We start from the raw sequence: 23,930 nt of genomic DNA, 5'->3' as shown, positions 1-23,930 counted from the left end.
CCGTTATATGGCCGTGCCCGCCGGACTCGATCCGCTGGTGGCGCTGGCCGACACTGCTGCCCTGATCGCGGGCGGCTTGACTGGATTGGTGAAACGCTGATGATTCAACGCTCCCTGAAGTACATCCTGGCCGCACTGATCGTGCTGGCCGTGATTGCCGGCGGCGGTTTCTGGTACCTCAAACGTCCGGCACCGGAACCGACCGTCGAACAGCTGACTCCGGCCGATGGCCCGGCCATGACCCGTGTGATTCCCGGCACCAAGCCGAAGTCTCAGGTGCTGGTAGCCGTCAATGACGATCAGAAGCTCAGTGAAAAGCAACTGACCACCCTGAGCCGCAGCGCCTCGGCGCAAATCGTTCAGGTGATTCTGCCCAAGGACTGCCTGCTGCAAAGCCGCGCTCTGCAAACCGGTCTGCGCGAACTGAACGGCCCGGCCACGCTGGTCAGCGGTATCGGCCCCGGCGCTGTGCTGGCCTGGCGCTGGTTGGCCGAGCAAAAAAACGACAAGGCCCAAGCGATTTCCGTGGACCTGGCACTGGAAAAAGGTGGCTGCACGCACCTGCTGCCTAAATCCGCCACCCACGGTCACTGGCTGGCGGCATGGAACGACAACCCGGACGACGCCAGCGCGGGTTTTGTGCGCGATCAACCGAACGCCGAAACCAGCATCAGCGACTACGACATCAACCTGCCGCAAGTGCTGAACAACGAGCTGCGCAAGATCCTCGTCGGCGGTGACAAGGCCAACGGCGGTCTGGCGATCCCCGTGGTTGAAGTCCCGGCCGGTCAAGCGAAAGACACCGTGACCCTGTTCCTCAGCGGTGACGGCGGCTGGCGTGACCTCGACCGCGACGTAGCGGGTGAAATGGCCAAGATCGGCTACCCGGTCGTCGGCATCGACACCCTGCGCTACTACTGGCAGCACAAGAGCCCGGAGCAAAGCGCCCTGGACCTGACCGAACTGATGCAGCACTACCGGCAGAAATGGGGCACCAAGCGCTTCATCCTCACCGGTTACTCGTTCGGTGCCGACGTCCTGCCGGCGATCTACAACCGCCTCCCGGAGACCGAGCAGCAACGTGTCGACGCGATCATCCTGCTGGCCTTCGCCCGCACCGGCAGCTTCGAAATCGAAGTCGAAGGCTGGCTCGGCAACGCCGGCAAAGAAGCCGCCACCGGCCCGGAAATGGCCAAGCTGCCACCGGCCAAGGTCGTGTGCATCTACGGCGAAGAAGAAACCGATGAGAGCGGCTGCACCGACAAGACGGCGGTTGGTGAGGCGGTGAAACTGCCTGGCGGCCACCACTTCGACGAGAACTACCCGGCACTGGCCAAACGCTTGGTGGATCTGATCGAGAAGCGTCAGGCGGCGAGTCAGGTAGCTGAAGAGTGATCTGAAGCGCACCCACAAAAAGCCCCCGCCATCTCACGATGTCGGGGGCTTTTTACATTCAGATAATCACCCCATTCCCCTGTAGGAGTGAGCCTGCTCGCGATAGCGGAGTATCAGTCACTGATTTGCAAGCTGACACTCTGCTATCGCGAGCAGGCTCACTCCTACAGGGAATTGCGTGTCAGGCGTTTAGTTTCGTTTACTTCTCGTCTCGCAATATCGGATGACGCCGACAGACCTTGTAGGCAAACTCCGAATCGCGTGTTGCGGCGCCTTGCCGCCCTGTTGCGCTGTTTTTTGACGGGATACTCTCCGGACGTCGCTGACCCATTCAGCGATCGGGCTTGGTAACCCGGTGGAATAAGGCGCAACAGCGCACTCGACACGACTCAGGCGTATCTCGTCCGAGTCCCTGTGTTATGGCAGCTGTGCGTGGGACGCTTTCGGGCGTGCCGGTTTCCTTGGTTCCCCGGTTTACCAACCTGCGCACAGCTGCCACCCATTCGCTTGGTATCGGATGCGGCAGCTCTCGAAATCAAGGGAATTGAACATGAGCAATCAATCTGATCTGAAAACAATCGGCTTCACCCCCTTCCTCTACAACTCGGATCAAGCGTATTTCAACGTTCGCTCCGGCATCCCGATCATCGATGCCTTGTCCCAATCCTCCGATCTGCTGTACCTCGCCAAATCCTTCGCCGAGGATGCCGCCTACACCAAAGACACCGACCGCCACGCCTGGGCCGCGCATTATCTGACAGTGATGGGCAAAGCCTTGATTGATGACGTGATACAAGCACTGATCCCACGACCTGCGCGGACGAAGACCGAGTCTGAAGAAGATTTCCCTGAAAGCCTGTAAAGGCAACCGAGACAAAAAAGCCCCCGCAGCCTTTAAGGCTACGGGGGCGCTTGATCTTGCTCAATCCTCACTTGATTACAAGCGGCGCTCTGCGGCGTCGTAGACTTCTTCGTCACGTCGAGCACCGACTGCAACGATCAACACCTGAATGGCTATACCATCGACGCGGTAGACGATTCGTGTGTCCCCCGTTCGAGTCCTTCTACAACCCGCAAGGCTGGCTCGAAGGGGTTTACCACTCTTATCCGGCTCGCCGTTGATGATCCGTTCCTCGATAACATCAAGTATCCGGTTGGCAGCCGCCGATCCCAGTTGATCCAGATCTCCTTGGACCTCCGGATGATAAATTACTCCCCAAACCATCCAGCGCTCCTTTAATCCTTCTTGGCATACCTTGCCCGCATAGCGTCATGGCTGACTGCTTTGGTTTGATCAAAATTGCTCAGACGCTCACGAGCTGCCGCCTCGATGCGAAGCTCCTCAAGCTCATCCAGCATTTCCTGGTAGGCCTGCACATTGATAATGACCGCTGCCGGTTGATTGTCCTTGAAGATAACCAGACGCTCAGTGGCACGACTGGAAATCTCCTTGAGCCTCGCACTGAAGCTCCTGACCATGGCAGTCACGGAAATAGCCTGGTCAGCACGTTCTAATAATGCCGTCATAATCACCTCTTGCTCAGTTGCTGCAGCGCAGAATAATGCACAGAGTATTGCGTTGAATTAAACACCCTGCAACTTTGTATTTCTTTTGACTGACCAAATGAAAATCCGCCGGGCGCCCACAAAAAAGCCCCCGCCAGCCGCAAGGCTGACTGGGGCTTTTCAGTTGAGGCGGGGTTACATCTCCACCTGCGTCCCCAGCTCAATCACCCGGTTCAGCGGCAGATTGAAGAACCGCAAATTGCCATTGGCATTCTTCAACATGAACGCGAACAGCGCTTCACGCCAACGCGCCATACCCTCGAGCTTCGAGGCGATGACCGTTTCACGGCTGAGGAAGTAAGTCGTGCGCATCGGGCTGAAATCCAGATCATCCAGATGACACAGCTTCAAGGCTTGCGGCACGTCCGGCTCGTCGGTGAAGCCGAAGTGCAGGATCACCCGGAAGAACCCCTCCCCGTGCGCTTCCACTTCGAAGCGGCGCGATGGTGGCACGCGCGGGATGTCTTCGTAGACCACGGTCAGCAACACCACTTGCTCGTGCAGCACCTGGTTGTGCAGCAGGTTGTGCAACAGCGCGTGGGGCACGGCGTCGGAGCGCGCGGTGAGGAACACGGCGGTGCCCTGTACGCGGTGCGGTGGTTGCACGCGGATGCTGCTGATAAAGATCGGCAGCGGTAGCGCGCCTTCGTCGAGACGATCGACCAGCAGCTCCTTGCCGCGCTTCCAGGTGGTCATCAGGACAAACAGCACAATACCCGCCAACACCGGGAAGGCACCGCCCTGGATGATCTTCGGTACGTTGGCAGCAAAGAACAAACCATCGACCAACAGGAACCCGAGCAGAATCGGCACCGCCAACAGCGGTGGCCATTTCCACAGCAGCAGGATCACCGCCGACACCAGGATGCTGGTGATCAGCATCGTGCCGGTCACGGCCACACCGTAAGCAGACGCCAGCGCGCCCGAGGATTCGAAGCCGATGACCAGCAGGATCACGCCCACCATCAGCGCCCAGTTCACCGCGCCGATGTAAATCTGGCCCTGTTCGGCACTGGACGTGTGCTGAATGTGCATGCGCGGAATGTAGCCGAGCTGGATGGCCTGACGAGTCAACGAGAACGCGCCGGAAATCACCGCCTGCGAAGCAATGACAGTGGCCAGGGTCGACAACACCACCAACGGCACCAGTGCCCAGTTCGGCGCCAGCAGGTAGAACGGGTTACGCGCCGCTTCCGGGTTTTCCAGCAGCAACGCGCCCTGACCGAAGTAGTTCAGCACCAAAGCCGGCAGCACCAGAATCAGCCAGGCGCGTGCGATAGGCTTACGGCCGAAGTGACCCATGTCGGCATACAACGCTTCAGCACCGGTCAGCGCCAGAACTACCGCACCGAGGATCGCTACGCCCATACCAGGATGTACGATGAAGAAACGCACGCCCCACACCGGGTTCAATGCGCTCAGCACTTCAGGGTGTTTGACGATACCGTTGACACCCAAAGTGCCCAGCACCAGAAACCACGCCACCATCACCGGGCCGAACATCTTGCCGATGCGATCGGTGCCGTGTTTCTGAATCAGGAACAAGGCAACCAGCACGATCAACGACAGTGGCACCACCCAACGCTCAAGTCCGTCGAAGGCCAGCTCCAGGCCTTCAACCGCCGACAATACGGAGATGGCCGGCGTGATCATGCTGTCGCCGTAAAACAGCGCTGCACCGATCAGCCCCAGAATCACCAGCACCGTTTGCAGTTTCGGGTAGCGGCTGGATGCACGTCGCGCCAGAGCGGTCAGCGCCATGATCCCGCCTTCCCCCTGGTTGTCAGCGCGCAGTACGAACAACACGTACTTGATGGTGACGACCCAGATCAGCGACCAGAAAATCAACGACAGAATCCCGAAGACTCCATCGTGGTTGACCGGCACACCATAATGACCGGCGAAGACTTCTTTGAGGGTGTACAGCGGGCTGGTGCCGATGTCGCCGTAAACCACCCCGACCGCGGCGACCAGCATGCCGATCGGCTTTGCCGTCGAATGCTCGGCGCCCGCCGCCTGACTACTTGCCTGACCCATCCAACACTCCTACTTCTCAGAACCGGCTTCTTGGAATGAAGCACTATGCTTTGTGGTGCAGCATGCGCTGTTTTACCTGCTGTTACAGACGTTTTGTTGACTGTAAATAATCGGTAAAGCTCAACGGCGCGAAGCATAGCGCAGCACTCGTCGCATTTCCCGGCATAAAGCTGGTCAAGTGCGCTCCTCACCGCTAGAATTGCGCACTTTTTGATCAGAGGCGCGCCCTAAGCGCCCATCCGTCGGCTTTCCCACACGGCAAGCGACGTCACAAAATACCGAGGTTAGACATGTCCACCACTCCTGCGCCGGCCAATCCAAAGGTTGGCTTCGTATCTCTGGGTTGCCCGAAAGCACTGGTCGACTCCGAGCGCATCCTGACCCAGCTGCGCATGGAAGGCTATGACGTGGTGTCCACCTATCAGGACGCCGACGTCGTGGTGGTCAACACCTGCGGCTTCATCGACTCGGCCAAGGCTGAATCTTTGGAAGTGATCGGCGAAGCGATCAAGGAAAACGGCAAGGTGATCGTCACCGGCTGCATGGGCGTGGAAGAAGGCAACATCCGCAACGTGCACCCGAGCGTGCTGGCCGTGACCGGTCCGCAGCAGTACGAGCAAGTGGTCAACGCTGTGCACGACGTCGTGCCGCCACGCAAAGACCACAACCCGCTGATCGACCTGGTGCCACCGCAAGGCATCAAGCTGACCCCGCGTCACTACGCCTATCTGAAGATTTCCGAAGGCTGCAACCACAGCTGCAGCTTCTGCATCATCCCGTCGATGCGCGGCAAACTGGTCAGCCGTCCAGTGGGTGATGTGCTCGACGAGGCCCAGCGCCTGGTCAAATCCGGCGTCAAAGAGCTGCTGGTGATCTCCCAGGACACCAGCGCCTACGGCGTCGATGTGAAATACCGCACCGGTTTCTGGAACGGCGCGCCGGTGAAAACCCGCATGACCGAACTCTGCGAAGCGCTGAGCACCTTGGGCGTCTGGGTCCGTCTGCACTACGTTTACCCGTACCCGCACGTTGACGAGCTGATCCCGCTGATGGCCGCCGGCAAGATCCTGCCGTACCTGGACATCCCGTTCCAGCACGCCAGCCCGAAAGTGCTGAAGTCGATGAAACGCCCGGCGTTCGAAGACAAGACCCTGGCGCGCATCAAGAACTGGCGCGAAATCTGCCCGGATCTGATCATCCGTTCGACCTTCATCGTCGGCTTCCCAGGCGAAACCGAAGAAGACTTCCAGTACCTGCTGAACTGGCTGACCGAAGCCCAGCTCGACCGCGTCGGCTGCTTCCAGTACTCGCCGGTTGATGGCGCACCGGCCAATGACCTCGATCTGGACATCGTGCCGGACGACGTCAAGCAAGACCGTTGGGACCGCTTCATGGCGCACCAGCAAGCGATCAGCTCTGCGCGCCTGCAAATGCGCATCGGCCGTGAAATCGAAGTGCTGGTGGACGAAGTCGACGAGCAAGGCGCGGTCGGCCGCTGCTTCTTCGACGCCCCGGAAATCGACGGCAACGTGTTCATCGACAACGGCAGCAATCTCAAGCCGGGCGACAAGGTCTGGTGCAAGGTGACTGACGCAGACGAATACGATCTGTGGGCTGAGCAGATCTAAGCATCACCCAGTACCTGTGGGAGTGAGCCTGCTCGCGAATGCGGTGGGTCAGTTGCTGAAATTGTTGACTGAACCAACGCCTTCGCGAGCAGGCTCGCTCCCACAAGGGGAATAGTGTTGTATTGAAAAGCCCCGCTCTTTTTACGAGATGCGGGGCTTTTTTACGTCTATCGTTTGCTGAGGGAAGGATCCTCATCAAACCAGGCACAAGAGGCACACAGGCATGCGTCACCATTCGGTCATCCACACGCCGAAACTCAGCGATTATCAGGAACTGACCCGGGTCTGGGAGGCCTCGGTCCGCGCTACCCATGATTTTCTGCCGGACAGCTATATCGAATTGCTGCGCAACCTGGTGCTGACCCGCTATCTCGACTCCGTGATGCTGATCTGCACCAAGGATCACGAGCAACGCATCACCGGTTTCGCTGGTGTCGCAGCGGGCAAGATCGAAATGCTGTTCATCGATCCTGCGCATCGTGGCCAAGGCCTGGGCAAGAAACTATTGAATTACGCCATGCAGCATCTGAACGCCGATGAACTGGACGTCAACGAGCAGAACCCGCAGGCGCTGGGGTTCTACTTCAAGCAGGGGTTCGAGGTGATCGGCCGTTCGGAGGTGGATGGCATGGGTCAGCCGTATCCGTTGCTGCACATGCGCTTGCGCCAAAACCAGCAGCGCTCGGGCAATGGCTGATACACCACAGCTCCCGCATGATTTCACTGCCTGCAAATGGAACCGGGCTTAACCGGCGCCACACAGGTACAATGTCCACCCCTTTTTTGTTACGGCCCTGTCATGACTGACCCGATTCGCCTCTCCAAACGCCTCATCGAACTGGTGGGTTGCTCCCGCCGCGAGGCCGAGCTGTTCATTGAGGGCGGCTGGGTTACCGTGGACGGCGAAGTCATCGACGAGCCGCAATTCAAGGTCGGCGACCAGAAGGTCGAGCTCGACAAGGACGCCAAGGCCACCGCGCCGGAGCCGGTGACCATCCTGCTCAACGTGCCGGCGGGCATGGATGCGGACAGCGCGATGCAAACCCTGAGTGCCGAAACCCTCAGCGAAGAGCACCGTTTCAGCAAACGCCCGTTGCGTGGCCACTTCCTGCGCCTGACCGCCAGCACTGATCTGCAGGCCAAGGCCAGCGGCCTGTTGGTATTCACTCAGGACTGGAAGATTCTGCGCAAGCTCACCGCCGACTCGGCCAAGATCGAGCAGGAATACATCGTTGAAGTCGAAGGTGACATGGTCGCCCACGGCCTCAACCGCTTGCAGCACGGCCTCACCCACAAGGGCAAGGAGCTGCCGCCGGTCAAGGCCAGCTGGCAGAACGAAAACCGCCTGCGCTTCGCCATGAAAAACCCGCAGCCGGGCATCATCGCCCAGTTCTGCGAAGCGGTAGGCCTGAAGGTTATCGGCATCCGCCGCATCCGTATCGGCGGCGTCTCGATCGGCAAAGTACCGGTCGGCCAATGGCGCTACCTGTCCGGCAAAGAGAAGTTCTAAGACTTCCACTGCCGCCACATATTTCGGCATTGCCCCCGCGCGATGCCCACAACGCCTATCAGGATTACTCACATGATTCATAACGACGTATTGCGCAGCGTGCGCTACATGCTCGACATCAGCGACAAGAAGGTTGTCGAGATCATCAAACTCGGCGGCATGGACGTGACCCTCGCCGACGTGATCACCTGGCTCGACAAGAAAGAAGAAGACGAAGAAGGCTTCGTGCGCTGCCCGGACGAAGTCATCGCGCACTTCCTCGATGGCCTGGTGATCTTCAAGCGTGGCAAGGACGAAAGCCGTCCGCCGCAGCCGATCGAACTGCCGGTGACCAACAACATCATCCTGAAAAAGCTGCGCGTGGCCTTCGAACTGAAAGAAGACGACATGCACGCGATCCTCAAGGCTGCCGAGTTCCCGGTGTCCAAGCCGGAGCTGAGCGCACTGTTCCGCAAGGTCGGCCACACCAACTACCGTCCGTGCGGCGACCAGTTGCTGCGCAACTTCCTCAAGGGCCTGACCCTGCGCGTTCGCGCCGCCTGATATTGCTTCCAGCGGTGGCGACTGACCGTCGCCGCCGCTGCGCATGACCGCTCATTCCCTTCGAAAATAGTGGCTCCGCTTTTCGCGGCTGGCGACTAGGGTGTATTGATCCCTAGCCCTCAGGATTCGCCATGCACCCGTACTTTTCCCTGCAAGGCCGCACCGCTCTGGTGACCGGCGGCACCCGTGGTATCGGCAAAATGATCGCCAAGGCCTTTGTCGAGGCCGGCGCCCGTGTGTTCGTCTGCTCTCGTGACGCCGAAGCCTGTCATCAAACGGCGGAAGAGCTCAGTGCCCTGGGCACTTGCCACGGCGTGGCGGCGAATCTGGCGACTGAAGAAGGCGTACAGGAACTGGCCGCGAGGCTGGGCGAGCAGATCACCCATCTGGATATTTTGGTGAACAACGCCGGCACCACTTGGGGCGCGCCGCTGGAAAGCTACCCGGTCAAGGGCTGGGAGAAAGTCATGCAGCTCAACGTGACGTCGGTGTTCAGTTGCATTCAGCAGTTCCTGCCGCTGCTGCGCAAAGCAGGGTCGGCGGCGAATCCGGCGCGGATCATCAACATCGGTTCGGTGGCGGGTATTTCGTCTTTTGGCGAGCAGGCGTATGCCTATGGGCCGAGCAAAGCCGCGCTGCATCAACTGTCGCGGATTCTCGCGCGGGAACTGGTGAGCCAACACATCAACGTTAACGTGATCGCTCCAGGGCGGTTTCCGAGCAAGATGACCCAGCATATTGGTAATGATCAGCAGGCATTGGCCGAGGACACGGCACTGATTCCGATGAAGCGTTGGGGGCGTGAGGAAGAGATGGCGGCGTTGGCGATCAGTCTGGCGAGTACGGCTGGGGCGTACATGACGGGAAATATCATTCCGCTGGATGGTGGGTTCAGTCTCTGAGATCGGCGGCGCGGCCTTCGCGAGCAGGCTCGCTCCCACAGGAATTTTGTGTACGACACAGGTCAACTGTGGGAGCGAGCCTGCTCGCGAAGAGGCCGGTCCTGCTACCACCAGTCTTGGGGCCTGCCGGGTTATCATGCCCGCCCTGATCCCGCTTCTGACTCTCAACCATGACTTACAGCGTCTCCCCCATCGGCTTCGTGCGCTCCTGCTTCAAGGAGAAGTTTGCCATCCCTCGCCAACCGCAACTGGCCCCCGCTGCCCGGGGCGTGCTGGAACTGGTGGCGCCGTTCGATCAGGGTGACGCGGTGCAGGGTCTGGAACAGGTCAGCCACGTCTGGCTGCTGTTCCTGTTCCATCAGGCGCTGGAAGAAAAACCGCGCCTGAAAGTCCGCCCTCCCCGCCTCGGTGGCAACAAGTCCATGGGCGTCTTCGCCACCCGCGCCACCCACCGCCCGAATGGCATCGGCCAATCCGTGGTGAAACTCGATAAGGTCGAAGCCAATCGCCTGTTCATCTCCGGCATCGACTTGCTCGATGGCACGCCGATTCTCGACATCAAACCCTACGTGCCTTACGCCGACATCATCACCAGCGCCTCCAACAGCATCGCCAGCGCTGCGCCGCTATTGATTGACGTGCAGTGGACGGACGCAGCCTTGCAACAGGCTCACACCCACGCTCAGCGCCTCGCCGAGCCACTGGTCGAGTTGATCGAGCAATGTCTGGCCCAGGATCCGCGCCCGGCGTATCAGACCCCGGCGCCGGAACGTGAATATGGCGCACAGTTCTGGGATCTGGATGTGCGCTGGCACTATCCGACCCCTGAACAGATTCGCGTCCTCGAAGTCATCCCCGCCAGCGCCTAAACCCCGAAAACGAAAAAGCCCGCGCTGCCTTCTCAGGCAACGCGGGCTTTTTGCTGTCACACCACAACACCTATTGTGGGAGCAGGCTCGCTCCCACAGGGAATGTGTCTTACTTCTCGACGAACGCACGCTCGATCAGGTAGTCACCCGGCTCGCGCATACGCGGCGACACGGTCAGGCCGAAGCTGTTGAGCACTTCGCTGGTCTCGTCGAGCATGCTCGGGCTGCCGCACAACATGGCGCGGTCGTCCTGCGGGTTGATCGGCGGCAGGCCGATGTCGCTGAACAGTTTGCCGCTGCGCATCAGATCGGTCAGACGACCTTCGTTCTCGAAAGGCTCGCGAGTGACGGTCGGGTAGTAAATCAGCTTGTCGCGCAGCGCTTCGCCGAAGAACTCGTTTTGCGGCAGGTGCTCGGTGATGAATTCGCGGTAAGCAACTTCGTTCACGTAACGCACGCCGTGGCACAGGATGACTTTTTCGAAACGCTCGTAGGTTTCCGGATCCTGGATCACACTCATGAACGGCGCCAGTCCGGTACCGGTGCTGAGCAGGTAAAGGTGTTTACCAGGCTTCAAATCGTCCAGCACCAGCGTGCCCGTAGGCTTTTTGCTGATGATGATCTCGTCGCCTTCCTTCAGATGCTGCAACTGGGAGGTCAGCGGGCCATCAGGTACTTTGATGCTGAAGAATTCCAGATGCTCTTCCCAGTTCGGGCTGGCAATCGAGTAAGCGCGCATAAGCGGGCGGCCGTTTGGCTGTTGCAGGCCGATCATCACGAACTGCCCGTTCTCGAAGCGCAGGCCCGGATCGCGGGTGCACTTGAAGCTGAACAGGGTATCGTTCCAGTGATGAACACTGAGGACACGCTCGTGGTTCATGTTGCTCATGTACGTTTGACTCCTGGATATTGGCTCTGCGCTTGCTCTGGGCTGAATAAATGCCGATGGTGCGCAATTGCATCGCATTCTAATAGCGCCGACAATATCTGTTAACTGGATTATTAAGATAAGGGTTATCGGTTATATCGATATGCGATTTACTCTCCGTCAACTGCAAGTCTTCGTCGCTGTCGCCCAGCAGGAAAGCGTATCCCGTGCTGCGGGTCTGCTCAACCTCTCGCAATCGGCGGCAAGCACCTCGATCACCGAACTGGAGCGCCAGTCCAGCTGCCAGCTGTTCGACCGTGCCGGCAAACGGCTGAGCCTCAACGCCCTCGGTAAACAGCTACTGCCGCAAGCCGTGGCGCTGCTGGATCAGTCCAAGGAAATCGAAGACCTGCTCAACGGCAAATCCGGTTTCGGCTCGCTGTCGGTGGGCGCAACGCTGACCATCGGCAATTACCTGGCAACCCTGCTGATCGGCAGTTTCATGCAGCGCCACCCTGAAAGTCAGGTAAAGCTGCACGTGCAGAACACTGCCAATATCGTGCAACAAGTCGCTCACTACGAAATTGATCTGGGTCTAATCGAAGGCGATTGCAGCCACCCGGACATCGAAGTGCAGAGCTGGGTCGAGGATGAGCTGGTGGTGTTTTGCGCGCCGCAGCATCCGCTGGCCAAACGCGGCAGCGCGACCATGGAAGAGTTGACGCATGAGGCGTGGATTCTGCGCGAACAGGGTTCCGGCACGCGCCTGACCTTCGATCAGGCCATGCGTCACCATCGCAGTGCGCTGAATATCCGTCTGGAGCTGGAGCACACCGAAGCGATCAAACGCGCGGTGGAGTCGGGGCTGGGGATTGGCTGTATCTCGCGGCTGGCGCTACGTGATGCCTTCCGCCGTGGGAGTCTGGTGCCTGTGGAGACGCCGGATCTGGATCTGGCGCGACAGTTCTACTTCATTTGGCACAAGCAGAAATACCAGACCTCGGCCATGCGCGAGTTTCTCGATCTGTGCCGCGCTTTCACCGCCGGGGTGCAGCGCAGCGACGAGATCGTCTTGCCCACTATCGCTTAAAGCAGAATCACCGCCCAAACCAGAGCGATCATGGTCAAGGCCACGAATTGCGCGGCGCTGCCCATGTCCTTGGCGTTCTTGGACAGTGGGTGCAATTCCAGGGAGATGCGGTCAATGGCCGCTTCCACCGCCGAGTTCAGCAACTCGACGATCAGCGCCAGCAAGCACACAGCGATCAACAGTGCCTGTTCGACGCGGCTGACATTGAGGAAGAACGTCAGCGGAATCAGCACTACATTAAGCAGCACCAGTTGGCGGAACGCCGCTTCACCGGTGAAGGCTGCACGCAGACCGTCCAGCGAGTAACCGGAAGCGTTGAGGATGCGTTTCAGGCCGGTCTGGCCCTTGAAAGGTGACATAAAGTGGAAACCAACTGAAAAGGAGTGAGAAAGCTAGATCAACGAAAGTCAAAAAAGCGTGAATACGCCAATAGTTATTGGCTCGGAATTGACTCAAGTTGTTGCAGCAGTAAAGCCGCTTGCGTGCGAGTACGCACATTCAACTTGCGAAAGATCGCCGTGACGTGGGCCTTGATGGTCGCTTCCGACACGCTCAGCTCATAAGCAATCTGCTTGTTCAGCAAGCCTTCGCAGACCATGGTCAGCACGCGAAACTGTTGCGGAGTCAGGCTGGCGAGGCCATCACTGGCAGCCTTCGCTTCGGCGGAAACGCTGACCGCTTCGAACGCCTGCGGCGGCCAGAACACATCGCCATCGAGCACTTTACGCACCGCTTCCTGAATCACGCTCAGGTCGCTGGACTTGGGAATAAAGCCACTGGCACCGAATTCACGGGATTTGACCATCACCGAGGCTTCTTCCTGCGCCGAGACCATCACCACGGGAATCTGCGGGTATTGACCGCGCAACATCACCAGCCCGGAAAACCCGAACGCGCCGGGCATATTCAGATCCAACAGGACCAGATCCCAATCAGCTTTTTCGGTGAGACGGGTTTCCAGTTCGGCGATGCTCGCCACTTCCACCAGCCGGACGTCCGGGCCAAGGCCCAGCGTCACCGCTTGATGCAGGGCGCTACGAAACAGGGGGTGATCATCGGCAATCAGGATGTCGTATGTGGCCATTTTTCAAATGATCCTGTTTTTGATGGCTGACCCGGTGTATTCGGGGTTCGCCAAAGCAACTCAAGATGCGCGTTTAAGCGGCATCCACAGGGGCACGTTCAACGCCAATAACCAGCAAACACGGCGTTTCAAACCTTGGCCGCACCCTAATCGGCGCCAAGCATGCCCAGCGAAGACGGGGTGGTCAAGCAGCACGGCCGCCGCCGCGTACAGTATGGGCCACTATTGGGCCAACTCCGGCTGCGGCTTTCGTATATAGGGTTGCAACTCGGCGTGAGCCGGCGTGGATTCATTCATGTCCAGCTGCTGTTTGGCGCCCAGATAATGCTGGCTGAACACGTCGAAATAGGCGTCCAGCGCCGAGGCCGCGTCACTGTCACCCGCCAGTTCCAGGCACAGCGCCGCAACTTCTGCGGTGCACAGGTGCTCGCTACGGGTCGAACGACGCAAGCGGTAGCGCGAAAGTTTGTCGGGCAACAGGCTGAGGATCGGCAGGCTGTCGAAGTACGGGCTCTTGCGGAAGATCTTGCGCGCTTCGGTCCAGGTCGCGTCCAGCAGAATGAACAGCGGCCGCTTGCTGTTATCGAGGGCGACGGTATTCGTCACGCGCGACGGCTCGACGTATTCGCCGGGAAACACCAGATACGGCTGCCATTGCGGGTCGTTGAGCAGCGCCAGCATCTGCGGGTCCGGCTCGGTGCGCGACCAGATGAACGCGTGGTTATCGCGCACCACATCGGCAATCAGCCAACCGGTATTGCTCGGTTTGAACACTTCCTTGCCGGTCATGATCAGGCACACGCCGGAACGGGTTTCCACGCTTGGCCGCCAGGCGCACAGGCAATGACTGATGATCACCCGGCAGTCGCGGCAACGTTCGGAGCGAAAGCCCCGGGCCTGAATCGGCTTGATGCCCTCGTCCTCGCGCTGATCGCGCAGGCGGGCTACGGCGTTGGGGGCATGGTTCATCGCAGGCAAGGCCGGCAGACAGGGAAACTCGACACGAACAACACTCGGCAGGGCAATAAAGGTCGGCAGTTTACCAGAGCAACGGGCACAAGCCTGTACCGTCCAGACCGGCTCCCCTATAATTCGCCGCCACTGAACGCACAGTCACGTGGCTGGTCGAACCACCAGTCACTGAACCAGGAGAGTTTCATGCTGCGCCTTATCGTTCCCACCGCTGCCATTCTGCTGGCGTCGTCCTTCACCGCTCAGGCCGCGTCCTTGAGTGAGCAGAATCTGAACAGAGAGCTGCGCAACGTCGCCGCCCAAAGCAGCGTCGGCACGCCTCGGGCAATCAATGAAGACATTCTTGATCAGGGCTACACCGTTGAAGGCACTCAATTGATCAACCACCTGAGCGTGCAAAAGAGCCACGCCGACAAGATGCGTGCTGATCCAAAAGCCGTGTATTTCCAGCTCGGCGCCTCGGTCTGCAACAACCCGTCGTACCGCAAGCTGATGGCTAAAGGCGCGGTCATGCGTTACGACTTCACTGAAGTGAAAACCAATAAGGCGATCGGCTCCGCCAGCTATCAGGACTCGGATTGCCCGAAAGCCGCCCCGGCGAAGAAGAAGTAATCATCGCGAGTTGGCGCGCCGCTGTTCATCCTCGGCGCGCAGTTCGGCCACCAGTGCCTGTAAATAACGCGAACGGCGTTCCCCGCCTGCCAACCTGCGGCAGCACTCCTCTTCGAGACTCACTTGGTTGGTCTCGGCCGATGCTTTCAACATCCGATACAGCTGCGTATCGATCTCCAGAATCACTCTGGTCATGTTCCCTCGCCTCCTTGCCACCCGCAAATCCTTGAATCGCATGCACCTTGCGTATGGTGATTGACGCAAAATTTGCATGGTGCCTGTCAGAGAGTTAATCAGAGGGTTTGCCGTCCGGCACACGTTCGGACGAGCGGTGGTGCAATTGGCTGAAAAACAATAAGCGGTTGCCAGTCAGGACTTTGCAGCGCAATGATCAAGTCAGCGCAAATGCGTGCAAGGGTCTAGATTCAAAGTATTCCCGATCACTTGTTCAAGGCAGAAAAGGAACTGCCGATTGTGTGTGTTTTTTTGCAGCGCGGCACTGACGCCGCTAATCAGGGCCACCCGCTCTGTGCAGAAGGAGACGTTGAATGCCTTACCAACCGAATGACCTGCTCAGCCGTCATTTTCAGGAAAGCGGCCCCGACCTCATCAGCCAGGTTGAAGAGCAACTCACCCGTGTTTCACCCAACAGTCCGAATATTCCCATCTATCGCGACATGATCCTGACCGTGCTGCGCATGGCCCAGGAAGACCACAACCGCTGGAACGCCAAGATCACCCTGCAAGCTTTGCGCGAGCTGGAGCAGGCGTTTCGCGTATTGGAGCAATTCAAGGGGCGGCGCAAGGTCACCGTGTTCGGCTCGGCGCGCACGCCAGTCGAACATCCTCTGTATGCGATGGCTCGGGAACTCGGTGCGGCACTGACGCGTTCGGACATGATGGTCATCACCGGTGCCGGTGGCGGCATAATGGCCGCCGCGCATGAAGGTGCCGGACGTGATCACAGCCTCGGGTTCAACATCACCCTGCCCTTCGAGCAACATGCCAATCCGACGGTGGGCGGCACAGGTAATCTGTTGCCCTTCCACTTCTTCTTCACCCGCAAGCTGTTCTTCGTCAAGGAAGCTGATGCATTGGTGCTGTGCCCGGGCGGGTTCGGCACGCTGGACGAAGCACTGGAAGTGCTGACGCTGATCCAGACCGGCAAAAGCCCTCTGGTGCCGGTGGTCTTGCTGGATGCGCCGGGTGGCACGTTCTGGCAGGGGGCGATGGATTTCATCCACCAGCAACTCGCGGACAATCACTACATTTTGCCAACCGACACGAAGCTGATGCGGTTGGTCTACACCGTCGAGGAAGCGGTGGAACAGATCACCCAGTTCTACAGCAACTTCCACTCCAGCCGCTGGCTCAAGCGCCAATTCGTGATCCGCATGAATCACAAACTCAGCGACCAGGCGCTGGAGCATATGCAGGAAGCCTTTGCCGATTTGTGCCTGAGCGACCAGTTCCATCAACACGCCTACGCCGGCGAAGAGCACGATGAAGCGCAGTTCAGCCACCTGACGCGGCTGGCCTTTGCTTTCAACGCCCGGAATCACGGGCGTTTGAGGGAGCTGGTGGACTACATCAACTTGCCGGACAACTGGGCCGACTCCAAACCACCGACCGCGCAACGCAGCCGAGAACCGTCGAAAGTCATTTAAAAGGCAAAAAAAACGGCCCGCTATTTTCATAGCGGGCCGTTTTTGTTTAACCGTTTTAATCGTCCATCCCTCTGCCGCTGAACAAGCGGTTGATCATCTCCATCGAGAAACCTCGATAGGCCAGGAAGCGGCCTTGCTTGGCTCGCTCCTTGGCATCAATCGGTAAGTGCCCGGAGAATTTCCGCTGCCACGTTTCCTTAAGTTGCTCCTGCCAACTGATACCGCTTTCGCGCAGGGCGAGTTCGATATCGGCACGTTGCAAACCACGCTGGCTGAGTTCCTCGCGGATTCGCAGAGGGCCATAGCCGGAACGCGCTCGGTAGGAAACAAAGCTTTCAAGATAACGGGCTTCGGAAAGCAGCCCTTCTTCCGTCAAACGGTCGAGGGCTGTTTCAATCATCTCCGCCTCAGCGCCGCGCTGACGCAGTTTACGCGTCAGTTCGACTCGACCGTGCTCGCGACGTGCGAGCAGGTCCATGGCGGTTCGTCGCACCGCGACGAGGGTATCGAGTACAAGAGTCATTCAAAAACTTCAAACGTCGATGTCGGCCTCGGCCATATCGTCGACCTTGTCACGGGTCGCCAAAGCCTTGACGTCTGCTGCTGGCGCCAGCAGCTTGTCGCGCAGTTGCTTCTCGAGCTTGGCGGCGATTTCCGGATTGTCTGCCAGGAACTTGGCCGAGTTGGCCTTGCCCTGACCGATCTTGGTGCCTTCGTAGGCATACCAGGCGCCGGATTTTTCTACGAAGCCGTGCAGTACACCCAGGTCGATCATCTCGCCGTTGAGGTAGATGCCCTTGCCGTAAAGAATCTGGAACTCGGCCTGACGGAACGGCGAAGCCACCTTGTTCTTCACAACCTTGACACGGGTTTCGCTGCCGACCACTTCGTCGCCTTCCTTCACCGCGCCGGTACGGCGGATGTCGAGACGAACCGATGCGTAGAACTTCAGCGCGTTACCACCGGTGGTGGTTTCCGGGCTACCGAACATCACACCGATTTTCATGCGGATCTGGTTAATGAAGATCACCAGGCAGTTGGCGTTTTTGATGTTACCGGTGATTTTACGCAGCGCCTGGGACATCAGACGGGCTTGCAGGCCCACGTGCATGTCGCCCATTTCGCCTTCGATTTCAGCCTTCGGCACCAGTGCAGCCACGGAGTCGACGATGATCACGTCAACCGCATTGGAACGCACCAGCATGTCGGTGATTTCCAGGGCTTGTTCGCCAGTGTCCGGCTGGGAAACCAGCAGGTCGTCGACATTGACGCCCAGTTTGCCGGCGTATTCAGGGTCGAGGGCGTGTTCGGCGTCGACGAATGCGCAGGTCGCGCCGGCTTTTTGAGCCTGTGCGATCACGGACAGTGTCAGTGTGGTTTTACCGGAAGATTCAGGACCGTAGATTTCAACGATACGGCCTTTTGGCAGGCCGCCAATGCCGAGTGCAATGTCCAGACCCAGAGAGCCAGTGGAGATGGATGGGATCGCCTGACGGTCTTGATCGCCCATACGCATTACGGCACCCTTGCCGAATTGACGTTCGATCTGACCCAGGGCCGCAGCCAAGGCTTTCTTCTTGTTGTCGTCCATTAAAGTCCTCACGTAATCAATAAGGCCTGACGGCCAACACCTGTATAAGTAGCCAGTATTATTCCACAGCGTTCGCGGATCGCCTACCCCTGATTTTCGATTTCTCGTGCCGCTAGTCGCAGGAGCCCCTCTAGCGCGGCCTTCACCGTTTGTCGGCGGACTTCATCGCGGTTGCCGGGAAAGTGCTGCACCTCGCTGGAAACCACATCGTCGACACCCCAGGCCAGCCACACCGTGCCCACCGGTTTGTTCGGCGTGCCGCCGTCGGGGCCGGCCACGCCGCTGACCGCCACGGCGAACCGTGCCAGGCTTTTCTCCTGAGCGCCGCCCACCATCGCCTCGACCACTTCGCGACTGACCGCCCCCACCGTGCCGAACAGCTCGGCCGGCACGTTGAGTTGCTGGGTTTTCTGCCGGTTGGAATAGGTCACGTAACCGGCCTCGAACCACGCCGAGCTGCCCGGAATCCGCGTAATGGCTTCGGCAATCCCGCCACCGGTACAAGACTCGGCCGTAGTGACGTGGGCATTGAGCACTTGCAGACGTCGGCCAAGTTCGGCGGCCAGTTGAGTGATCTCTTTCACGGTGCGCTCCGGATCGGGTGGAATGGGTCCCACCGTACACGAGCCGGTTGCGCTTTCAATACACAAGCTTATTCAAAATGTGCGGGCGCCAATGCTCTGACATAGGCCTGACAGGCTTGCAAGGCAATCAGTCCGCGGTCGCCGGTGTCGGTGATGGCGACAATTCGTTGAGCATGCGCCGGGTCAAGTCGGGCGCGTACGGTTGCATGATCCACGCCGCCGGTGCCGGCGGTGGCTGGCACCGTACAGCCGGCGGCAACGTCGCCGGCGTCGAGAAGGACTGACAGGCGCACATCAGCAGTGGCAAGGCGATCGCGCAGGCGATCCTGATCACGTTGGGCATCGGTCATGGCTCGAAAATGGTTTTGTTCACTGGCCGCGAGCCGTTGCTCCAGGGCCAGACGTTTATCCTGCTCGGTCTGTTGTGCGGTGGCGGCGGCAATGGTCTGTTGATTAAGGGCTTCGGCGTTTAACCGAGCCTGCTCGGCCAACTGCCGACCATACCGCCAGTCCTGAAACTGCCAGGCCAGCGCCGCCGCCCCGGCGGCGAGCAAAACAACGCCAATCACTCGCCAGGGGATTGGCATAGCACCGCCCTCGCCCGCGCCCAGATTTCCAGCCGATCCTGCAAACCGTTCAACCCGCCGTTGATGCGGCGGGTGATCGTGTTGAACTGGTCGCGATCGGCCAGTTCGTTCAAGCCGCTCTTTTCCCAAAACCATGCGGCGGATTCGGCCGCCCATTGCGGTTTTTCCAGCAGTTCAGGCAACGCCAACAAACGCTCATCGCCGAACAAGCCGAGGCTGCATTGGCGATAATTGGCGCGACCGGTGATCTGGATCAACCCGCGCCCACGGTACTTTTGCCCGTCGCCGTCAGCTTCCGGCGTGTTTCCCAGACGTAACGCCAGAGTGCCGGTGTCGTATTTGCTCAAGTATTGGTTATTGCCCAATTCGCGCACGTACCGCAATTGGCCCGACTCGTGGCCGATTTGCGCCAGAAACGCAGCGATACGCTTGGGCGTGTCGATCCGACGGTTAGCCATTGCGCTGTTGAGCGCAGAAACAAAAACGCCCGCTTGGGTGCGGGCGTTGGGCATGATGTTGATAAGGTTGTTTTCAGTTATTTGCATAATGCGTAATCCTCCCTGGATGCTCCGATTGAACCATGGCTGGCGGCAAATGCCCGCCAGCCATTATTTGCCAGAGTTTTCAGGGTGCTGTCCTGTACTGTTTTCCCGGTCAGCCAATACACCCCGGCAAGGAGTCATCAATACTTGATGACGTACAACAAGGCCGTGTTCATCGGGCGAGCCTCGTTACCACCCGACGCCGCGACAGACATCGTATGCGTGTGTTGCCCGTTGGCATCCACGCCGACGTTATGCGCATGGTTGCCATCCGCCACGATGCCGTGAGAGTGAGCGGGAGCGTTGGTTGTAAAGTTACGGTTAATGAAAGGGCCCGAACTGGAACCCATGATCGAACCTGCAGTATTGCCGCCGTTGATCTGGCCCTGCCCCCCCATGACGGTGTCGATGTTGAACGCACCACCACTCACAACGGCGCCGCCGTGTGCGTGCAGTCCGGCAGCGTCAGTGCGCGCCGTGTGAGCATGGTTGCCCGCAGCGGCAGCCGACACATCGTGAATGTGGGAAGCGTTCTGCCCCGCCTGTTTGCTACCCAACACGCGACCCGGGTCGACACCACGACCATCGTCGAGCCCCCGTACAAACTCACCACGCAGGTCCGGCAGGTTGAAGGTATTCGCGCCGTCCCCGGCGCCGAATCTTGTTCCGATTGCAGCAAACAGGTTGGCGTATTGAGTCCTTAATACCGGCTGACCGTTGCACTTGAGCCAGCCACTGGGCGCATCAACGGTTGCAACGGTTTTCACATCGCCGACGTCAGCCCCCAGTTGCCTCGCCACCCCGGTACTCGCAATCAGAATCCAGGCGCCGCTCCCCAAGGAGCTATTCCATTGCACCCAGGCATCGCCTGTCGCGACAATTTCGCCAGAACGCAGGGTAGTATGATCAATGCCGACGAGAGGTTTGGCGACCGAACCGGCCACAGAGAAAGTACTGGCCCCGGTGTTGGTATTGAGTGCCTTGAAACGCAAAACCATGCCATCTACCAGCGCAGTCGGCGCTGGCGAGTAGCTGGCTGCGTAGGCATTGGCAGTACCGGTATCCAGAGCGAAATCGATGAGTCCGGCCTGATTGATTTTGCGTACGGCAGTCAGCAACTGGCCGACGTTGGTTTCATCGGGAACCAGGGCGCCGCCCTTGATCACGCCGAGTATTTCTTCGGTAACAGAATTTCCCCATACCGCCGGGATCAACGATCCCGGTGTTCCGGCCACCGGGTTCTCATCGACAAACTTGCCATTGACCAGTCCTGCGCTGGGCACACTCTTTGGGTAATCCATTGATTTATTCCTTAATCAAAATTGATGTACACCTGGGCATGAGCCGGTGCACTACGGTGAATGAGGCATTCCAGGGCCGAGCCCGGATACATGCCGAAGCGCTCGCCCCAGTAACTGGCGCCAAAGCGGCGTCCGATTGCCAGGCGACCGCCGGTATTGAGGAGCCACATGAACTGCGCCCGCGAAGTGCCGAAATGCGCCGAGCCAAATCGTGAGCGCCCCATACGCGGAACCCGAAGTTCAGTGACGGTGGCGTCGGGATAACCCTGACTGCGTGCAATCTCGATGAAGTACGCAGCGGTCTGACTCCCCACCGCCAGCAGTCGCCGACGCACCGCCAGACGCCGGTCGTCATAGAGCGGTGTGGTTCCCAGGCAAGGATCCGGCAGATTCATCACGGCCTCCCAATCCGGTACCAACTCGCTGACGCCCGTGGGGTCCATCTCGTTGAGCAGGTCAATTGCCCGTGCATCCAGACGAGCCAGCTCCTGGGCAACACCTTCAAGTACGCGATCAAGTTCGGGGACGCGCTCCGGTTCCCAGGCCAGGCCACTGGGCAGCAGGCTGCGCAACTGGTTCTTGTACTGCGCGGCGTTTCTCAAGACAGCCATTCGCACCCCCCGAACGTCAGCAACTGATTGCTGGCTGCCGTGACATTGCCCGTAGGCAAATCAAGCGTGTGGTCAGTCTCACCGGTAGCACTGCTGATAGCTTCGCGGATATGACTGAGCAGTAAGGTTTCACCGAGCCCCGCCTCGCGTTTATGCAGATCACGCAGCTGACTTTCTATCGCCGCGCGAACTGCACTGGTATCAGGAGTGATGCGCATTCTGTAGGTGACCAGCACTTGCACCGGGGCCAGCACCCGCACATCGGCCGTCACCGGACGCAGAGGGTCGATGTAGGCTTGAACCTGCGCCAGTTGCTCATCATTCGGGATCGGCTGTGGATCGTCGTCACGCATCACGAACAAGCCAACAGTGCCGGGGCCGAGAAAGTTGCCACGGCACCACGCACGCGTCACGCCCGGCACTTCCAGCGCCCAGGTTTCGTAGTCGCTGGCCGAGCCGCCGTGCGGGATCACACGATAGGAACGAATCACCCGCGAGCGCAGCGATTCCAGGCTTTCGCGCGCCACGCCGCCACTGAGCCCCGGCGCCAAGACGATGAAGCTGTTGCCGACGATGCCGGCGATCGGTTGTACCGGGGTCAGCGCCAGACCCGCGTCGGCATTGCCCAGACTGCCGGCATCCAGCGCAGCGATAGAGGTGCTGTTACTGCCATTCACCGTGGTGCGCGAAGCGGTGACTTTGTAAGTACGACCGTCGCTCGATTGCAGCAACGTATCGACGTCGAGCACCGCACCGGCGGTCGCAGTAAAACTGACGCTACCGGTGGCCACTTGCGCGGGTTTGCGTGGCTGGTTCAGGCGCAATGCAGCGATGCGCTCCAGGGTCGATTCATCGGCCTTGTCCGGCAGGATCTGCTCGGCAATCCAGTCGAGATAACCGTACAGGCCATAAGCGGCGCCACCTAAGGTGCGGGCCAGCACTTGCGCATCGGACTGGCGCAGCGAATCGCCGGCCAGGTCGCTTTGGGTGCGCTTGATCAGCACCGGTAGCGAAGGGGTTTCAAACGGCATAGATCACCTGCCAACTGTTATCGGGGTTGATGTCCAGACGTTCACCGTCGGCCAGGGTCAGGACCGTGCGCAGGTTCAGGCGCTGGGCGTCGAGGCGTTCGCTGATGATGTCGATGGCGCTGCAGTGGCCGTCGTCGATCAGCCATTGCAAGGCTTCACGGGCATAGAACTCGGCATCCATCTGGGTCTGTCGGGTCAGCTTGACCCGGCGCAACAGCCACAGCCGCGAGCCGATGCGGTCGTCGGCGACGGTGGGAAAGGTGTCGCCCCACCAGCCGTAGCGTTCGTCGTCGTCGAGGGCGTCGTCATCGGCGGCACGGCGCCAGGTGAACAGGCTGATGAGCACGGCACGGGTCAGCGCGGCGTGGAGGTTCTGGCTGATGAACATCACTTGCCTCCTGCCGGCGCACCGGTCTGGCCGTTGCCGGCCTGCACGCCGACGTGCACGTGTTTGATCTGGCTGATGCCGCCGGCGAGTTGATCGCCAGTGGAAACGATTTTCCCGGTCTGATTAATGACTGGTGTATCGAAGTTCACAGCGGTACTGGCGCGGATATTCAGCGTGGCGGTTTCGATGTCGATGATCCGCCCGCGCTTGAAGTGAATCTTGTCGCCTTCGTCGGTGTAGATCGCCACTTCGCCGGCGGCCAGCGATTGCAGGCGATAGCGGCGGTCGGCGACTACCAGGGCGATGGCGTGGGAACGGTCACCGCCGAGGAAAGTGACGACGCCCTCGGCGCCAGCCAGCGGGTGGCTGGTGAAACCGTAGGGTTCGAAGTGTTCGAGATCGTCGTTCACCTCGCCGGCGGTGAGGCGCATTTGCAGCGATTGCAGCTTGGATGCCGAATTGGCGAGCACGACAGTGCCGCGCGCCAGCAGGCGTGTCAGTAGGCTCATGGGGTGTCCTTCAAAAAATGGCCCGAACGGGATCAATGTGGGA

Annotated in this window: 30 protein-coding genes; 12 read left to right on the top strand and 18 right to left on the bottom strand. The window is 59.5% G+C overall.

The window, feature by feature from the left end; all coding sequences use genetic code 11:
- From ACIOVB_RS18265 to ACIOVB_RS18255, 3 genes are all read left to right on the top strand, one after another.
- On the top strand, window positions 1-100 hold a 100-nt coding region (locus ACIOVB_RS18265; RefSeq protein WP_401270044.1), incomplete at its 5' end, for a hypothetical protein.
- Complete coding sequence (locus ACIOVB_RS18260; protein ID WP_401270041.1) at window positions 100-1,395, top strand: virulence factor family protein; 1,296 nt, start codon at window positions 100-102, stop codon at window positions 1,393-1,395. The genes ACIOVB_RS18265 and ACIOVB_RS18260, both read left to right, overlap by 1 nt.
- A gap of 550 nt (window positions 1,396-1,945) precedes the next feature.
- Window positions 1,946-2,257, top strand: coding sequence for a DUF3077 domain-containing protein (locus ACIOVB_RS18255; protein WP_187679494.1), 312 nt, complete (start codon window positions 1,946-1,948; stop codon window positions 2,255-2,257).
- A gap of 75 nt (window positions 2,258-2,332) precedes the next feature.
- On the opposite strand, the gene ACIOVB_RS18250 is transcribed toward ACIOVB_RS18255, so the two are convergent.
- From ACIOVB_RS18250 to ACIOVB_RS18240, 3 genes are all read right to left on the bottom strand, one after another.
- Window positions 2,333-2,620, bottom strand: coding sequence for a type II toxin-antitoxin system RelE/ParE family toxin (locus tag ACIOVB_RS18250; protein WP_401270036.1), 288 nt, complete (start codon window positions 2,618-2,620; stop codon window positions 2,333-2,335).
- 11 nt (window positions 2,621-2,631) lie between these two features.
- The gene (locus ACIOVB_RS18245; RefSeq protein WP_401270033.1) at window positions 2,632-2,922 is read right to left on the bottom strand and encodes a type II toxin-antitoxin system Phd/YefM family antitoxin; all 291 of its coding nucleotides are present in this window, start codon (window positions 2,920-2,922) and stop codon (window positions 2,632-2,634) included.
- Window positions 2,923-3,096: 174 nt separating this feature from the next.
- Entirely contained in the window at window positions 3,097-4,998 is a 1,902-nt protein-coding gene (locus ACIOVB_RS18240) for a potassium transporter Kup (RefSeq protein WP_095126536.1), read from the bottom strand.
- Between the two features lie 290 nt (window positions 4,999-5,288).
- On the opposite strand from ACIOVB_RS18240, the gene rimO reads away from it, so the two are divergent.
- From rimO to tsaA, 6 genes are all read left to right on the top strand, one after another.
- On the top strand, window positions 5,289-6,626 hold the full coding sequence (rimO, locus tag ACIOVB_RS18235; RefSeq protein ID WP_401270030.1) for a 30S ribosomal protein S12 methylthiotransferase RimO: 1,338 nt from the start codon (window positions 5,289-5,291) through the stop codon (window positions 6,624-6,626).
- 223 nt (window positions 6,627-6,849) lie between these two features.
- On the top strand, window positions 6,850-7,323 hold the full coding sequence (locus ACIOVB_RS18230; RefSeq protein ID WP_401270027.1) for a GNAT family N-acetyltransferase: 474 nt from the start codon (window positions 6,850-6,852) through the stop codon (window positions 7,321-7,323).
- Window positions 7,324-7,425: 102 nt separating this feature from the next.
- Entirely contained in the window at window positions 7,426-8,136 is a 711-nt protein-coding gene (locus ACIOVB_RS18225; RefSeq protein WP_187679499.1) for an rRNA pseudouridine synthase, read from the top strand.
- Between the two features lie 72 nt (window positions 8,137-8,208).
- Entirely contained in the window at window positions 8,209-8,679 is a 471-nt protein-coding gene (locus ACIOVB_RS18220; protein WP_401270023.1) for a DUF1456 family protein, read from the top strand.
- Window positions 8,680-8,810: 131 nt separating this feature from the next.
- On the top strand, window positions 8,811-9,581 hold the full coding sequence (locus ACIOVB_RS18215; protein WP_187679501.1) for an SDR family oxidoreductase: 771 nt from the start codon (window positions 8,811-8,813) through the stop codon (window positions 9,579-9,581).
- 170 nt (window positions 9,582-9,751) lie between these two features.
- Window positions 9,752-10,450: a tRNA (N6-threonylcarbamoyladenosine(37)-N6)-methyltransferase TrmO gene (gene tsaA, locus ACIOVB_RS18210; protein WP_401270019.1), complete on the top strand. Its 699-nt coding sequence runs from the start codon at window positions 9,752-9,754 to the stop codon at window positions 10,448-10,450.
- A gap of 109 nt (window positions 10,451-10,559) precedes the next feature.
- Here the strand turns inward: tsaA and fpr are convergent, their stop codons facing one another.
- Window positions 10,560-11,339: a ferredoxin-NADP reductase gene (gene fpr, locus ACIOVB_RS18205; protein WP_002554680.1), complete on the bottom strand. Its 780-nt coding sequence runs from the start codon at window positions 11,337-11,339 to the stop codon at window positions 10,560-10,562.
- A gap of 142 nt (window positions 11,340-11,481) precedes the next feature.
- On the opposite strand from fpr, the gene ACIOVB_RS18200 reads away from it, so the two are divergent.
- Window positions 11,482-12,408, top strand: a complete 927-nt coding sequence (locus ACIOVB_RS18200) for a LysR family transcriptional regulator (RefSeq protein ID WP_187679092.1) — start codon at window positions 11,482-11,484, stop codon at window positions 12,406-12,408.
- Here the strand turns inward: ACIOVB_RS18200 and ACIOVB_RS18195 are convergent.
- The 3 genes from ACIOVB_RS18195 to ACIOVB_RS18185 all read right to left on the bottom strand — a co-directional run bounded on the left by ACIOVB_RS18195 (window position 12,405) and on the right by ACIOVB_RS18185 (window position 14,461).
- The gene (locus ACIOVB_RS18195; protein ID WP_129390014.1) at window positions 12,405-12,767 is read right to left on the bottom strand and encodes a diacylglycerol kinase; all 363 of its coding nucleotides are present in this window, start codon (window positions 12,765-12,767) and stop codon (window positions 12,405-12,407) included. The two genes, ACIOVB_RS18200 and ACIOVB_RS18195, sit on opposite strands and share 4 nt — an antisense overlap.
- A gap of 74 nt (window positions 12,768-12,841) precedes the next feature.
- Window positions 12,842-13,492: a response regulator transcription factor ErdR gene (gene erdR / locus ACIOVB_RS18190; protein ID WP_042557931.1), complete on the bottom strand. Its 651-nt coding sequence runs from the start codon at window positions 13,490-13,492 to the stop codon at window positions 12,842-12,844.
- 222 nt (window positions 13,493-13,714) lie between these two features.
- Window positions 13,715-14,461 carry a tRNA-uridine aminocarboxypropyltransferase gene (locus tag ACIOVB_RS18185; RefSeq protein WP_187679093.1) on the bottom strand — a complete coding sequence of 249 codons (747 nt, stop codon included), beginning with the start codon at window positions 14,459-14,461 and terminating at the stop codon, window positions 13,715-13,717.
- Between the two features lie 189 nt (window positions 14,462-14,650).
- Here ACIOVB_RS18185 and ACIOVB_RS18180 point away from each other — a divergent pair, with 189 nt between their 5' ends.
- Window positions 14,651-15,076 (top strand): PA3611 family quorum-sensing-regulated virulence factor, encoded by a 426-nt coding sequence (locus ACIOVB_RS18180; RefSeq protein ID WP_187679094.1) that lies wholly within the window; start codon window positions 14,651-14,653, stop codon window positions 15,074-15,076.
- Here the strand turns inward: ACIOVB_RS18180 and ACIOVB_RS18175 are convergent, their stop codons facing one another.
- The gene (locus ACIOVB_RS18175; RefSeq protein WP_401270014.1) at window positions 15,077-15,271 is read right to left on the bottom strand and encodes a hypothetical protein; all 195 of its coding nucleotides are present in this window, start codon (window positions 15,269-15,271) and stop codon (window positions 15,077-15,079) included.
- Between the two features lie 353 nt (window positions 15,272-15,624).
- On the opposite strand from ACIOVB_RS18175, the gene ACIOVB_RS18170 reads away from it, so the two are divergent.
- Window positions 15,625-16,743 carry an LOG family protein gene (locus ACIOVB_RS18170; protein WP_401270011.1) on the top strand — a complete coding sequence of 373 codons (1,119 nt, stop codon included), beginning with the start codon at window positions 15,625-15,627 and terminating at the stop codon, window positions 16,741-16,743.
- Window positions 16,744-16,798: 55 nt separating this feature from the next.
- Here the strand turns inward: ACIOVB_RS18170 and recX are convergent, their stop codons facing one another.
- The 10 genes from recX to ACIOVB_RS18120 all read right to left on the bottom strand — a co-directional run bounded on the left by recX (window position 16,799) and on the right by ACIOVB_RS18120 (window position 23,887).
- Entirely contained in the window at window positions 16,799-17,266 is a 468-nt protein-coding gene (gene recX, locus ACIOVB_RS18165; RefSeq protein WP_187679097.1) for a recombination regulator RecX, read from the bottom strand.
- A 9-nt stretch (window positions 17,267-17,275) separates the two neighbouring features.
- Window positions 17,276-18,334: a recombinase RecA gene (gene recA, locus ACIOVB_RS18160; RefSeq protein ID WP_187679098.1), complete on the bottom strand. Its 1,059-nt coding sequence runs from the start codon at window positions 18,332-18,334 to the stop codon at window positions 17,276-17,278.
- Between the two features lie 83 nt (window positions 18,335-18,417).
- Window positions 18,418-18,918: a CinA family protein gene (locus ACIOVB_RS18155; RefSeq protein ID WP_187679099.1), complete on the bottom strand. Its 501-nt coding sequence runs from the start codon at window positions 18,916-18,918 to the stop codon at window positions 18,418-18,420.
- A gap of 68 nt (window positions 18,919-18,986) precedes the next feature.
- Window positions 18,987-19,505 carry a lysis system i-spanin subunit Rz gene (locus ACIOVB_RS18150; protein WP_401270006.1) on the bottom strand — a complete coding sequence of 173 codons (519 nt, stop codon included), beginning with the start codon at window positions 19,503-19,505 and terminating at the stop codon, window positions 18,987-18,989.
- A complete protein-coding gene (locus ACIOVB_RS18145) occupies window positions 19,484-20,050 on the bottom strand; it encodes a glycoside hydrolase family 19 protein (protein ID WP_401270003.1) in 567 nt (188 codons plus the stop codon). Before ACIOVB_RS18145 ends, ACIOVB_RS18150 begins: the two co-directional genes overlap by 22 nt.
- Window positions 20,051-20,187: 137 nt before the next feature.
- The gene (locus ACIOVB_RS18140) at window positions 20,188-21,348 is read right to left on the bottom strand and encodes a phage tail protein (RefSeq protein ID WP_401270000.1); all 1,161 of its coding nucleotides are present in this window, start codon (window positions 21,346-21,348) and stop codon (window positions 20,188-20,190) included.
- Between the two features lie 11 nt (window positions 21,349-21,359).
- Entirely contained in the window at window positions 21,360-21,959 is a 600-nt protein-coding gene (locus ACIOVB_RS18135; protein ID WP_401269997.1) for a YmfQ family protein, read from the bottom strand.
- A complete protein-coding gene (locus ACIOVB_RS18130) occupies window positions 21,947-22,990 on the bottom strand; it encodes a baseplate J/gp47 family protein (RefSeq protein ID WP_401269995.1) in 1,044 nt (347 codons plus the stop codon). Before ACIOVB_RS18130 ends, ACIOVB_RS18135 begins: the two co-directional genes overlap by 13 nt.
- On the bottom strand, window positions 22,980-23,378 hold the full coding sequence (locus tag ACIOVB_RS18125; protein ID WP_187679114.1) for a phage GP46 family protein: 399 nt from the start codon (window positions 23,376-23,378) through the stop codon (window positions 22,980-22,982). The genes ACIOVB_RS18130 and ACIOVB_RS18125 overlap by 11 nt, the downstream gene beginning before the upstream one ends.
- Window positions 23,378-23,887 (bottom strand): phage baseplate assembly protein V, encoded by a 510-nt coding sequence (locus ACIOVB_RS18120; protein ID WP_401269992.1) that lies wholly within the window; start codon window positions 23,885-23,887, stop codon window positions 23,378-23,380. The genes ACIOVB_RS18125 and ACIOVB_RS18120 overlap by 1 nt, the downstream gene beginning before the upstream one ends.
- Between the last annotated feature and the right edge of the window lie 43 nt (window positions 23,888-23,930).

This window comes from Pseudomonas sp. NPDC087639 (assembly GCF_044743385.1).
Classification (GTDB): Bacteria; Pseudomonadota; Gammaproteobacteria; order Pseudomonadales; family Pseudomonadaceae; genus Aquipseudomonas.
Note: the sequence above shows the minus strand (reverse complement) of the source record. Positions and strands in the feature narration are given on the sequence as shown.